The following is a 12946-nucleotide window of genomic DNA, read 5'->3' on the forward strand; positions in this document are numbered from 1 at the left end:
TTATCAGGCTCGGTCACGTTACGGTCGTGGATACACGCACAGGCGCTGCAGTCATCATGGGAGCAAGGTTGCCGGCGATCGGGCCGGATCAGGCGGCGCCTTCATCGCCGGCAAGCCGGCTCCCACAGGTTCGCTACAGGGCCTGCTGTTTCAGCGCTGCTCGATCGGCACGAACTGGCGCTGCTCGACACCGACATACTCGGCGCTCGGGCGGATGATGCGGTTGTTGGCGCGCTGTTCGAACACGTGCGCGGCCCAGCCGGTCAGGCGCGAGCAGACAAAGATCGGGGTGAACAGCTTGGTCGGGATGCCCATGAAGTGGTACGCCGATGCATGGTAGAAATCGGCGTTGGGGAACAGACGTTTCTGCTCCCACATGGTCTTGTCGATGGCTTCGGAGACCGGGAACAGCACCTTGTCGCCGACTGCATCGGCCAATTGTTTCGACCACCCCTTGATCACCTCGTTGCGCGGGTCGGACTCTTTGTAGATGGCATGGCCGAAGCCCATGATCTTGTCCTTGCGCTCGAGCATGCGCAGCAACTCTGCGGTAGCTTCCTGGGGATTCTGGAAGCGCTCGATCAGCTCCATCGCCGCCTCGTTGGCGCCGCCGTGCAGTGGGCCGCGCAGTGAGCCGATGGCTGCCGTCACGCAGGAGTACAGGTCCGACAGCGTCGAGGCGCAGACCCGGGCGGTGAAGGTCGATGCGTTGAACTCGTGCTCTGCATACAGGATCAGCGAAACGTTCATTACCTTGACGTGCAACTCGCTCGGCTTCTTGCCGTGCAACAGGTGCAGGAAATGGCCGCCAAGGGTGTCCTCATCGCTGGTGCAATCGATACGTACGCCATGGTGGGTGAAGCGGTACCAGTAGCACATCACCGCCGGGAACAGTGCCAGCAGGCGATCGGTCTTGTCCTGCTGGGCGTCGAAGGTCAATTCTGGTTCCAGCGTACCCAGCACCGAACAGCCGGTGCGCATGACGTCCATCGGGTGGGCGTCGCGCGGGATGCGCTCGAGCACTTCTTTGAGTGCCTGCGGCAGGTCGCGCAGGCCCTTGAGCTTGTGTTTGTAATCGGCAAGTTCTGCTTCGCTGGGCAACTCACCGTATAGCAGCAGGTACGCCACTTCTTCGAATTCGGCGCCTGCTGCCAGGTCGCGCACATCATAGCCCCGGTAGGTCAGGCCGGCCCCGGCCTGGCCTACGGTCGACAGTGCGGTCTGACCGGCCACCTGGCCACGCAGGCCTGCGCCGCTGAGTACTTTTGCTTCGGCCATGGTGTTTCTCCTTTCTTGAACTTGTTATGGATATCGTTCTGGCTGATTCAGGCTGCCTGTACCGGCCTCATCGCCGGCAAGCCGGCTCCCACAGTCAACTGTGCAAGCCTCTGTATTGGTGCTGTACCTGTGTGCAAGCTCCTAGCTTGGTGCTGACCTGTGTGCAAGCTCCTGGCAGGCGCTGTACCTGTGGGAGCCGGCTTGCCGGCGATGAGGCCAGCATGGGCTCAGCCTTTCTTCTGGGCAAACAGCGCATCGAGGCTTTGCTCGAACGCGTGGTAGCCAATGGCATCGTAGAGCTCCATGCGGGTCTGCATGGTGTCGATCACATTCTTCTGCGTGCCGTCGCGACGCAGTGCGGTGTAGACATTCTCGGCGGCCTTGTTCATGGCGCGGAACGCCGACAACGGGTACAGCACCAACGACACGTCCACCCCTGCCAGCTCCTCGGTGGTGAACAATGGCGTGGCACCGAACTCGGTGATATTGGCCAGGATCGGCGCCTTCACCCGGTCGGCAAAGGTCTTGTACATCTGCAGTTCGGTAATGGCCTCAGGGAAGATCATGTCGGCTCCGGCCTCGATGCAGGCGGCAGCACGGTCCAGCGCTGCGTTCAGGCCTTCCACGGCCAGGGCATCGGTACGGGCCATGATCACGAAGCTGTCATCGGTACGGGCATCGACCGCAGCCTTGATGCGGTCGACCATCTCCTGCTGGGAGACGATCTCTTTGTTCGGCCTATGGCCGCAGCGTTTGGCGCCTACCTGATCTTCGATATGAATGGCGGCAGCACCGAACTTGCTCATCGAACGCACGGTGCGCGCAACGTTGAAGGCCGAGGCGCCAAAGCCGGTGTCGACATCTACCAGCAATGGCAGGTCGCACACGTCGGTGATGCGCCGCACATCGGTCAGCACGTCATCCAGGCCGGTAATGCCCAGGTCCGGCAAGCCCAGCGAACCCGCGGCGACACCCCCACCGGACAGGTAGATGGCCTTGAAGCCGGCGCGCTTGGCCAGCAGCGCATGGTTGGCGTTGATGGCACCGACCACCTGCAGAGGATGCTCGGCGGCAACGGCATCGCGAAAACGCTGACCAGGGGTGCTCTTCACAGTCATTTCTCACCTCAAAGGCTGTTGTTGTTGGCGTCCAGGTAGTGACGCTCGATGTTGCGTTTGGACGCGCCGATGTGGCGGCGCATCAGGAGTTCGGCAAGCTCGCCGTCACGGTCGGCGATGGCATCGAGAATGCGGTGGTGTTCGGCAAAAGCCTGGCGCGGGCGGTTGGGCGTGGCGGAAAACTGGATGCGGTACATGCGCACCAGCTGGTACAGCTCGCCGCAGAGCATCTTGACCAGGGTCTGGTTGCCACTGCCCTGGATGATCCGGTAATGGAAGTCGTAATCGCCTTCCTGCTGGTAATAGCCCAGCCCCGCCTGGAACGCTGCGTCGCGCTCGTGGGTGTCCAGCACCCGGCGCAGCTCATCGATTTCGCCCTGGCTCATGCGCTCGGCGGCCAGGCGGCATGCCATGCCCTCGAGCGACTCACGGATTTCGTACAACTCGATCAGTTCGGCATGACTGAGCGACACCACACGCGCCCCCACATGCGGCACCCGCACCAACAGGCGCTGGCCCTCCAGGCGATGGATGGCCTCACGCAGCGGGCCCCGGCTGATGCCATAGGTTCGCGCGAGCTCCGGCTCGGAGATCTTGCTGCCTGGGGCAATTTCCCCGCTGACGATCGCAGCCTGGATGCGCCGAAAAACGTTCTCGGACAAGGTTTCCGTTTCATCCGACATCGAGGGGCTGGGGGTGATGACGTCCAGCATATTGTTGACACCTTGGTAAGCTCTTGAACAGAAACTAACGAAACTAGCTCAAGCAGTCAAAGCAAAAATGAACATTGTCGACAATCTTCCAAGCGCGAACTTAATGAGTGATGGCGTTGTCAGATCGCGACGCGCTGGCGCCAAGGCCTCGGCGTGATAGAATGCCGCGCCTCCAACGGAGTATGGATAGCGTTTCTGTCATCCATTCATGTTGTTGACAGATGAACCGAGGAAGCTTGCGCAGTACCTGCCAGTCGCCTTGCCCCGAACCCAGCACAGCACCGCGCCAGGACTATGAGACTTACACCCGTTTTATTGCTGTTATGCCTCACCCTGCTGCCGGCCCTTGGCCAGGCGGCGGGCAAGACCGTGTACGGTCTTAATGAATACGCCCGCCTTGGCGAACTCGACCTGGAAGTGGCCGCCAAACTCGACACCGGCGCCAAGACCGCGTCACTGAGTGCCCGCGACATCAAGCGTTTCAAGCGCAACGGCGAAAGCTGGGTGCGTTTCTACCTGGCCATTGACGCCGCCCATTCGCACCCCATCGAACGCCCATTGGCGCGCGTCAGCAAGATCAAGCGCCGCGCAGGCGACTATGATGCCGAATCGGGCAAGGCCTATACCGCCCGCCCGGTCATCGAACTCGAAATCTGCATGGGCCAGGCCCTTCGCACCATCGAAGTCAACCTCACCGACCGTAGCGCGTTCCAGTTCCCGCTGCTGATCGGTTCCGAGGCGCTCAAGCACTTCGACGCGCTGGTCGACCCAAGCCTTAAATACGCGGCCGGCAAACCTGCCTGTGCCACCGACGCTCCCAAAGCAGAGTAATCCCGATGCGCTCTCTTACCCTCCATCTGAAAGTCCTGATCACCGTACTGGTGCTGCTGGGCGTGGCGGTCACGGCTTATCAGATCTTCTTCCTCGGCATCCCGGTGACCGAAGACGAAACCGACGACCTCTGGAACATCGACGCCAAGGTCGAGTTCGTGGCCAACAGCAAGGACCCGGTCAAGGTACAAATGTTCGTACCGCCGCTGAACCGCGACTACGTCAGCCTCAACGAGAGCTTCATCTCCAACAACTACGGGGTCAGCGTCAACCGCGCCGATGGCAACCGCAAGGTAACCTGGTCGGCCCGCCGCGCCAGCGGCAACCAGACCCTCTACTATCGCCTGGTGCTGACCAAGCGCTACAGCAGCGAAAAGTCCGCCATCAAAGGCCCGACCTTCCGCGATAGCCTGGCGGTAGAGGGCCCTGAGAAGATCGCCGCGGAAGCGCTGATGGCGCCGATCCGCCAGCATTCCGCCGACGTCGAGACCTTCGTCAGCGAAACCATCAAGCGGGTCAACAACCTCAACGACGACAACGTCAAGCTGCTGCTGGCCGGCGATACCTCGCCCATGAAGAAGGCCCAGGTCATCGACCTGCTGCTGTCGATCGCGCATGTGCCGATGGAGAAGGTCCATACCATCCGCCTGGTGGCCGATACGCCGCAGTCCCCCGAACTCTGGCTGCGCAGCTTCAACGGCAACGACTGGCTGTACTTCAATCCGGACACCGGTGAGCAGGGCCTGCCCAGCGACCGCCTGTTGTGGTGGACCGGTGATGACAACCTGGTCACCGTCGATGGCGGCAAGAAAGCCAACGTCACGTTCAGCATGAACAACAGCGAGATGAACGCCATCCGCCTGGCCAAGCTGACCGACGAGAACACCGACGCCGACTTCCTCGAATACTCGCTGTACGGCCTGCCGCTGCAGACCCAGCAGACCTTCATGATCATGGTGATGATCCCGATCGGCGTGCTGGTGATCCTGGTCCTGCGCAACCTGATCGGCATTCAGACCCTGGGCACGTTCACACCGGTCCTGATCGCCCTGGCGTTCCGCGAGACCCAACTGGGCTTCGGCATCGTGCTGTTCACCGTCATCACGGCATTGGGCTTGTCGCTGCGCTCCTACCTGGAGCACCTCAAGCTGCAGATGCTGCCGCGCCTCTCGGTGGTACTGACCTTCGTCGTGGTATTGATTGCCGCCATCAGCCTGTTCAGCCACAAGCTGGGGCTGGAGCGCGGCCTGTCGGTGGCGCTGTTCCCGATGGTGATCCTGACCATGACCATCGAGCGCCTGTCGATCACCTGGGAAGAACGTGGCGGCGGCCATGCCATGAAAGTGGCGATCGGCACCCTGTTCGCAGCGTCGCTTGCCCACCTGCTGATGATGGTGCCGGAGCTGGTGTACTTCGTCTTCACCTTCCCGGCGGTACTGCTGGTCCTGGTGGGCTTCATGCTGGCGATGGGTCGCTACCGCGGCTACCGCCTGACCGAGCTGGTGCGCTTCAAGGCATTCCTGAAGAAGGCTGACGCCTGATGTTTGGCCTGATCAAGACGTGGAAAGCCCTGGAGGCCCGGGGCATCATGGGTATCAACCGCCGCAATGCGGACTATGTGCTGAAGTACAACAAGCGCAACCTGTACCCGATCGTCGACGACAAGATCATCACCAAGGAGCGTGCGCTGGCAGCAGGCATTCACGTGCCTGAAATGTACGGCATCATCGAGACCGAGAAGCAGATCGACAAGCTTCACCAGATCATCGGCGGGCGCAACGATTTCGTCATCAAGCCGGCCCAGGGCGCCGGCGGTGACGGCATCCTGGTGATTGCCGACCGTTTCGAGGACCGCTACCGCACCGTTTCCGGCAAGATCATCAGCCATGAAGAGATCGAGCATCAGGTCTCCAGCATCCTTACCGGCCTGTACTCGCTCGGCGGGCATCGCGACCGCGCGCTGATCGAGTACCGGGTAACCCCCGACCAGATCTTCAAGAGCATCAGCTACGAAGGCGTGCCTGACATCCGCATCATCGTGCTGATGGGCTACCCGGTGATGGCCATGTTGCGGCTGCCAACCCGCCAGTCCGGCGGCAAGGCCAACCTGCACCAGGGCGCCATCGGTGTAGGCGTGGACCTGGCCACCGGAGTGACCCTGCGCGGCACCTGGCTGAACAACATCATCAGCAAGCACCCGGACACTACAAATGCGGTGGATGGCGTACAGCTGCCGAACTGGGAAGGCTTCATGAAGCTGGCCGCTGGCTGCTATGAGCTGTGCGGCCTGGGCTACATCGGTGTGGACATGGTGCTGGACCAGGACAAAGGGCCATTGATTCTCGAACTCAATGCTCGCCCAGGGCTGAACATCCAGATCGCCAACGACACCGGGCTGACCCAGCGTACCCATGCCATCGAGGCGCACATCGAGGCGCTGGCCAAGGACGGTGTGACCGAGGATGCCGAACAGCGCGTGCGGGTGGCGCAAAGCCTGTTCGGGCACGTGCATCCGCACGGATAGCCTTGCCCCATCGCCGGCAAGCCGGCCCCCGCAGCATGGGCTACGCAGCCCCTGGGGGCCGGTTTGCCGGCGATGGCTTCAATACACTGCCGGAAAATCACACTGGCGCTAGGCGCATTTCCAGCACAGGTCTACAATCGCCCTCCTCGCTTTTACATCGCCGTCCACACTGATGCCGACCTGTACGCTCTACCCCCTGCCCTACCAGCCCGAACCCGCCGCGTACTTCGCCCGCCTGCGCCAGGCGCCCGGAGCGATCCTGCTCGACAGCGCCCGGCCAGGCGCCGAGCGCGGCCGCTTCGACCTGCTCAGCGCCTGGCCGCTGCAACACTTGCAGGTACTGCCCGATGAAGATGGCCGTGCCTTCCTGCAACGGCTGCGCGCCAGCCTGAAACAACTTGGCCCTGCCCATTTGCCCGAGGGTGTCGAGCTGCCATTTGCCGGGGGCCTGATCGGCTACCTCAGCTACGACTTCGGCCGACGCCTGGAACACCTGCCGTGCCTGGCCAAGGATGATCTTGGCCTGCCCGACGCCCAGCTTGGGTTGTATGGCTGGGCGTTGGTGACCGATCACCAGCATGGCACCAGCCAACTGGTGTTCCACCCCCAGCTGGCTGATGACGAGCGTGAGCGGCTGATCGCCTTGTTTGAAAAACCCGATGACACTGCCAGCGGCGATTTCCACCTGCTCGCCGCCATGACAGGCGACTTGCAGCCTGGGCAATACAAGGCAGCATTCGACCAGGTTCAGCGCTACATAGAGGCCGGTGACTGCTACCAGATCAACCTGACCCAACGCTTCCGTGCTCCGTGCCAGGGCGACCCCTGGGGCGCCTACCAGGCAGTGCGCAAGGCCTGCCCGACGCCGTTCTCTGCTTACCAGCAACTGGCCGACGGCAGCGCTCTGTTGAGTTTTTCTCCAGAACGCTTCATCCGCGTCAGCCAGGGGCAGGTGGAGACCCGGCCGATCAAGGGCACCCGCCCGCGCTCGGCCGACCCGGCTGAAGACGCCCGCAATGCCGAGGCGCTGCGCCACAGCCCCAAGGACCGCTCGGAAAACCTGATGATCGTCGACCTGCTGCGTAACGACCTGGGCCGCACTTGCCAGATCGGTTCGGTGAAGGTGCCGGAGCTGTTCAGCCTGGAAAGCTACCCCAACGTGCACCATCTGGTCAGCAGCATCACCGGGCAACTGGCCATCGACAAGGACGCACTGGACCTGATCGGCGACAGCTTCCCTGGCGGCTCGATCACCGGCGCCCCCAAGATCCGCGCCATGCAGATCATCGACGAGTTGGAGCCCAGCCGTCGCGCGCTGTATTGCGGGTCGTTGCTGTACGTGGATGTGCGCGGTGAGATGGACAGCTCCATCGCCATTCGCAGCCTACTGATCAAGGACGGCCAGGTCAGCTGCTGGGGCGGTGGCGCGGTGGTGGCGGACTCCGACTGGCAATCGGAATACGAAGAGTCGATCGCCAAGGTGCGGGTATTGATGGAAACCTTGCAGAGTCTGTGACCCAGCGCTGGCTGCCCCAGCCCAGGGCCGGTACAGGCACAGCGTCTAGCCTGCGATTTTTTGTTACCATCACTTCATTACGAGCGCACAGCGCCACAGCCAAGATGGAAACCGCCTGATGAGCCAACCCTTCGACGTCGCCGCCCTGGCCGCGACCTATGCCAGCAAATCCCCGCAGGACATCCTCAAGCTCGCCTTCGAGCACTTCGGCGACGATCTCTGGATCTCTTTCAGCGGCGCCGAGGACGTGGTGCTGGTCGACATGGCCTGGAAACTGAACAAGCAGGTCAAGGTGTTCAGCCTCGACACAGGCCGCCTGCACCCTGAGACTTACCGGTTCATCGACCAGGTGCGCGAGCAGTACAACCTGCCGATCGAGATCCTCAGCCCGGATCGCGCGAAACTCGACCCGTTCGTCCAGGAAAAGGGCCTGTTCAGTTTCTACAAGGACGGCCATGGCGAGTGCTGCGGCATCCGCAAGATCGAGCCGCTGCGGCGCAAGCTAGCCACCGTCAGCGCCTGGGCCACCGGCCAGCGCCGTGACCAGAGCCCGGGCACCCGCAGCCAGGTGGCAGCACTGGAACTCGACAGTGCCTTCTCCACAGCAGAACGCCCCTTGTACAAATTCAACCCGCTGGCGCAGATGACCAGCGCGGAAGTCTGGGGCTACATCCGGATGCTCGAACTGCCGTACAACAGCCTGCACGAACGCGGCTTCATCAGCATTGGTTGCGAGCCATGCACCCGCCCGGTGCTGCCGAACCAGCACGAACGTGAAGGCCGCTGGTGGTGGGAAGAGTCGACCCAAAAGGAATGCGGCCTGCACGCCGGCAACCTCATCAGCAAGGCCTGAAGGCAGCTGCAAGCTGCAAGCTGCAAGCCTCGAGCCTCGAGCCTCGAGCCTCAAGCTGCAACTCTCCAGCCTCAAGAAGAAAGAGCAGCCCACGCGGACTGCTCTTTCTTGAAGCTTGCAGCTTGAAGCTTGAAGCTGCTGTCAATGCACAGGCAACTCAACCCCGGCAAACAGTTCTTCGAGCTCTTGCTTGTTGTGGCACTGGATGGCCTTGGCCATGACTTCACGGGTCAGGTGCGGCGCGAATTTTTCGATGAAATCGCACATGAAACCGCGCAGGAAGGTGCCGCGGCGGAAGCCGATCTTGGTGATACTGGCCTCGAACAGTTCACTGGCATCGAGCGCCACCAGGTCGCTGTCCAGCTTGCTGTCCACCGCCATCTTCGCCACGATGCCCACGCCCAGCCCCAGACGCACGTAAGTCTTGATCACGTCGGCGTCGGCAGCAGTGAACACCACCTTAGGTGTCAGGCCACGGTGATTGAAGGCCTCATCCAGCTTGGAGCGGCCAGTGAAACCGAACACATAGGTGACGATCGGGTATTCGGCGACCGCTTCCAGCGTCAGCTTCGGCAATTTGGTCAGCGGGTGGCCCTGCGGCACCACCACGCAACGGTTCCATTTGTAGCACGGCATCATGATCAGATCGCCAAACAGCTCCAGCGCCTCGGTGGCAATGGCGAAGTCGACGGTACCGTCCGCAGCCATCTCGGCAATCTGCATGGGCGAGCCCTGATGCATGTGCAGGGCGACTTCCGGGTACTGCTTGATGAAGCTACTGATGATCGGCGGCAGCGCATAGCGCGCCTGAGTATGGGTGGTGGCGATGGACAACGTGCCCTTCTTCTCGTTGGAGAATTCCTGGGCGATCTGCTTGATGCTTTCGACCTTGCGCAGGATTTCGCCAGCGGTATTGATGATGCGCTCCCCCGCGGGAGTGACACGCGTAAGATGCTTGCCGCTGCGGGCAAACACTTCAACACCCAGCTCATCCTCGAGCAGGCGAATCTGCTTGCTGATCCCCGGCTGTGAGGTATACAGACTTTGCGCCGTCGCAGAGACGTTGAGGTCGTGGTGCGCCACTTCCCAGATGTAGCGCAATTGTTGAAGCTTCATAGGTTCCCCTCGAATCAGCGGTAAGTCAGCGGCAGCAAGCAGCGACGATATATAACTATATTAGTGGCTACCGAAATAAAAATAGAACTATTTTGTTACATGCCACTCCGAAACTGCCTACCACCACCTTCACGTTTTCCTACGACCGAGATGTTGCGAAAGTGGCACCATGTACACCGGCACCGTGGATAACTGCAGCAAGCGCACAGCCGTTCGACCGACTGGCACGTCCACCCCGGCACCGGCGCTGTGGCTGCCAAAAATCAGCAGGTCGACACTCAAACGCTGCGCCTGCTCCAGGATGACCTGGGCCGGATCACCCTGGCGCACCCGAACCGCCTTGATCACCGCCAGGTCCGCGTCCTCGCCCAATTCCTCACGGAAGTTCTCCAGCACACGCTGCTCGATGTTAGCCATCACTGTATTGACGCCCTCACTGTGCAACGCGTCGAGCGTCTGCTCATCGAGGTAGCTTTGCAAAAGGGATTCGGCGAACTGCCCCATGGGCTCTACGGCATGAATCACATACAGTTCCGCGCCGAACGTGCGGGCCAGGGCCAATGCGTGCTGCATGACAAAAGGGGCGTAGACACCGAGGTCGGTGGCGTACAGCATGGAGCGGATCATTCGACCTCCTCGACTGCCGTGGCGGCAGAGCAAGCTTCAGCTTAGCAGCGCGCCGGGCGCGCGCTCGGCCGCCCGGCGCACTGCCAATGCGGGCTGTAGAGGTTCAGCCAGCACGATTGGCGCGGTCGACGAAGGCCAGTGCCTGGTAGAGCATCTGCATGCGCGGCAGGCTGCAGCCTGCCGCTTGCGCCCGGGCCAGAGGCTCGGCATAGATAGCCTGGAGTTCCAGCGGCCGCTGCTGGACGTGATCGTGGTACATGCTCGGCCAGTAGTCGGGCATCTGCTCGGTGATCCGGAACAAGTGCTCGGCATAACCGGCGGGCAGCTCATGACCGCAGGCAGCAGCGCCCTGAACCACCTCGGCCATCAGTGCCCGAACAAGCTCACGGCTGTCAGCATCGGCCATCAGCGGCGAAGTACTGGCACCGAGCAACACCGAAAGGCCGTTGTAGGGGACGTTCCACACCAGCTTCTGCCAGCGCGCCTGGCCGAGGTCGTCCATGGCCTGGGAGTCGACACCCGCAGCGCGGAACAGCCTGGCGCCCTCCTCTACGATGCTCACCCCCCCATCGCTGGCGGGGCCGCTGTGATAGCCCAGGTTGACTGCGCCCAGCGCCTGATGGCGTATCACACCAGGGCTCACACGGTTGACACAGATGAAGCATAAGCCACCGAGCAAGTGCAGATTGTCGGGCAACGCTGGCCGTAGCTGTTCCTCGACACCCAAACCGTTCTGCAGCAGCACCACCTTGGCATCGGGTGCCGAAGCCTGCGCAATCAGCGGCGCCAATTCGCCATTGCTGGTGGCTTTTGTGCCTACCAGCAACCAGTCGCACGGCGGCATGTCGGCAACGCTGGAATACGCCTGAACCGGCATGCGCCAGTCCCCGTGCACAGCGCTTTCCAGCCTCAGGCCATGCGCTCGAACCTCGGCAAATTCGCTGCGCAGCAGAAAATGCACGTCGAACCCGGCCCGCGCCAGCATCAGGCCATAAAAGCCGCCGATGGCACCACTGCCAATAATGCCGATGCGTGGTTTGCGAGGGTCCATGCTGATCTCCTGATAAATGTCGGTGTGCTTTTCTACACCGATTGAGGCGTTTTGCGCACCTAAATAGCAGTACAAGCTTATTGCACCAGGGAAAAACCCTGCACAGGCGCACTGCAGCCCATTGTCGCGCCCCCTGTAACGCGCTAAGGTTCGGCTCCCCGCTGCGAACATTCTTGCTGCTGGGCCGCACGGGGATTGCTGGCGGCCGGCACCGTGACCTGACGAGTAACACGATGGCTGATTTACCGATCGACGACCTTAACGTTGCCTCCAACGAGACTTTGATCACCCCCGATCAGCTCAAGAAGGAAATCCCTCTCAGCGCCAAAGCCTTGCAGACCGTTACTGCCGGCCGCGAAGTGGTGCGCAATATCCTCGACGGCAAAGACCATCGCCTGTTCGTAGTGGTCGGCCCCTGCTCGATCCACGACATCAAGGCCGCTCACGAATACGCCGAGCGTCTCAAGGTGCTGGCAGAGGAAGTTTCCGACACGCTGTACCTGGTAATGCGTGTTTATTTCGAGAAGCCGCGCACCACGGTTGGCTGGAAAGGCCTGATCAACGATCCTTATCTGGATGACTCGTTCAAGATCCAGGACGGCCTGCACATCGGCCGCCAACTGCTGCTGGACCTGGCCGAGATGGGCTTGCCGACCGCCACTGAAGCGCTCGACCCGATCTCACCGCAGTACCTGCAAGACCTGATCAGCTGGTCGGCCATTGGCGCGCGCACCACCGAATCCCAGACCCACCGCGAGATGGCCTCGGGCCTTTCCTCGGCGGTTGGCTTCAAGAACGGCACCGATGGCGGCCTGACCGTGGCCATCAATGCCCTTCAGTCGGTATCCAAGCCGCACCGGTTCCTGGGCATCAACCAGGAAGGTGGCGTATCCATCGTCACTACCAAGGGCAACCCGTACGGCCACGTGGTACTGCGTGGCGGCAATGGCAAACCGAACTACGACTCGGTGAGCGTTGCGCTTTGCGAGCAGGACCTGGCCAAGGCGAAGATCAAGGCCAACATCATGGTCGACTGCAGCCACGCCAACTCCAACAAGGACCCGGCCTTGCAGCCGCTGGTCATGGAGAACGTCGCCAACCAGATCCTCGAAGGCAACCAGTCGATCATTGGTCTGATGGTCGAAAGCCACCTGAACTGGGGCGCCCAGTCGATCCCGAAGAATTTGGAAGATCTGCAGTACGGCGTATCGGTCACCGACGCCTGCATCGACTGGCCTGCCACCGAGAAAACCCTGCGCAGCATGCACGCCAAGCTCAAGGATGTACTGCCCCAGCGCAAGCGCGGCTGAGCTTTGCCA

At 61.6% G+C, this 12946-nt stretch carries 12 protein-coding genes; 6 read left to right on the plus strand and 6 right to left on the minus strand.

Annotated features, from left to right (window positions below; genetic code table 11):
• Positions 1-150: 150 nt before the first annotated feature.
• The 3 genes from prpC to ACIPZH_RS14220 form a co-directional block, all read right to left on the minus strand.
• Positions 151-1278 (minus strand): 2-methylcitrate synthase, encoded by a 1128-nt coding sequence (gene prpC, locus ACIPZH_RS14210; protein ID WP_400636618.1) that lies wholly within the window; start codon positions 1276-1278, stop codon positions 151-153.
• A gap of 227 nt (positions 1279-1505) precedes the next feature.
• The gene (gene prpB / locus ACIPZH_RS14215) at positions 1506-2396 is read right to left on the minus strand and encodes a methylisocitrate lyase (RefSeq protein WP_241803258.1); all 891 of its coding nucleotides are present in this window, start codon (positions 2394-2396) and stop codon (positions 1506-1508) included.
• An 8-nt stretch (positions 2397-2404) separates the two neighbouring features.
• Positions 2405-3109, minus strand: coding sequence for a GntR family transcriptional regulator (locus ACIPZH_RS14220; RefSeq protein WP_241803257.1), 705 nt, complete (start codon positions 3107-3109; stop codon positions 2405-2407).
• A 294-nt stretch (positions 3110-3403) separates the two neighbouring features.
• Between ACIPZH_RS14220 and ACIPZH_RS14225 the strand changes: the two genes are divergently transcribed.
• The 5 genes from ACIPZH_RS14225 (at position 3404) to ACIPZH_RS14245 (ending at position 8833) form a co-directional block, all read left to right on the plus strand.
• The gene (locus ACIPZH_RS14225; RefSeq protein ID WP_241803256.1) at positions 3404-3940 is read left to right on the plus strand and encodes an ATP-dependent zinc protease; all 537 of its coding nucleotides are present in this window, start codon (positions 3404-3406) and stop codon (positions 3938-3940) included.
• A gap of 5 nt (positions 3941-3945) precedes the next feature.
• Positions 3946-5481 (plus strand): inactive transglutaminase family protein, encoded by a 1536-nt coding sequence (locus tag ACIPZH_RS14230; RefSeq protein WP_400636620.1) that lies wholly within the window; start codon positions 3946-3948, stop codon positions 5479-5481.
• Complete coding sequence (locus ACIPZH_RS14235; protein WP_241803254.1) at positions 5481-6464, plus strand: alpha-L-glutamate ligase-like protein; 984 nt, start codon at positions 5481-5483, stop codon at positions 6462-6464. The genes ACIPZH_RS14230 and ACIPZH_RS14235 overlap by 1 nt, the downstream gene beginning before the upstream one ends.
• 172 nt (positions 6465-6636) lie before the next feature.
• Entirely contained in the window at positions 6637-7980 is a 1344-nt protein-coding gene (gene pabB / locus ACIPZH_RS14240; RefSeq protein WP_241803253.1) for an aminodeoxychorismate synthase component I, read from the plus strand.
• A 118-nt stretch (positions 7981-8098) separates the two neighbouring features.
• A complete protein-coding gene (locus ACIPZH_RS14245) occupies positions 8099-8833 on the plus strand; it encodes a phosphoadenylyl-sulfate reductase (protein WP_241803252.1) in 735 nt (244 codons plus the stop codon).
• Between the two features lie 141 nt (positions 8834-8974).
• Here the strand turns inward: ACIPZH_RS14245 and cysB are convergent, their stop codons facing one another.
• The 3 genes from cysB to ACIPZH_RS14260 form a co-directional block, all read right to left on the minus strand.
• Complete coding sequence (gene cysB, locus ACIPZH_RS14250) at positions 8975-9949, minus strand: HTH-type transcriptional regulator CysB (protein WP_241803251.1); 975 nt, start codon at positions 9947-9949, stop codon at positions 8975-8977.
• Positions 9950-10078: 129 nt separating this feature from the next.
• Entirely contained in the window at positions 10079-10576 is a 498-nt protein-coding gene (locus tag ACIPZH_RS14255; protein WP_241803250.1) for a universal stress protein, read from the minus strand.
• A 103-nt stretch (positions 10577-10679) separates the two neighbouring features.
• Complete coding sequence (locus tag ACIPZH_RS14260; protein WP_241803249.1) at positions 10680-11627, minus strand: putative 2-dehydropantoate 2-reductase; 948 nt, start codon at positions 11625-11627, stop codon at positions 10680-10682.
• A gap of 233 nt (positions 11628-11860) precedes the next feature.
• Here ACIPZH_RS14260 and ACIPZH_RS14265 point away from each other — a divergent pair, with 233 nt between their 5' ends.
• The gene (locus ACIPZH_RS14265) at positions 11861-12937 is read left to right on the plus strand and encodes a 3-deoxy-7-phosphoheptulonate synthase (RefSeq protein ID WP_241803248.1); all 1077 of its coding nucleotides are present in this window, start codon (positions 11861-11863) and stop codon (positions 12935-12937) included.
• The last annotated feature ends 9 nt before the right edge of the window (positions 12938-12946 follow it).

Source organism: Pseudomonas sp. NPDC089758 (genome assembly GCF_044748705.1).
Taxonomy (GTDB): domain Bacteria; phylum Pseudomonadota; class Gammaproteobacteria; order Pseudomonadales; family Pseudomonadaceae; genus Aquipseudomonas; species Aquipseudomonas putida_X.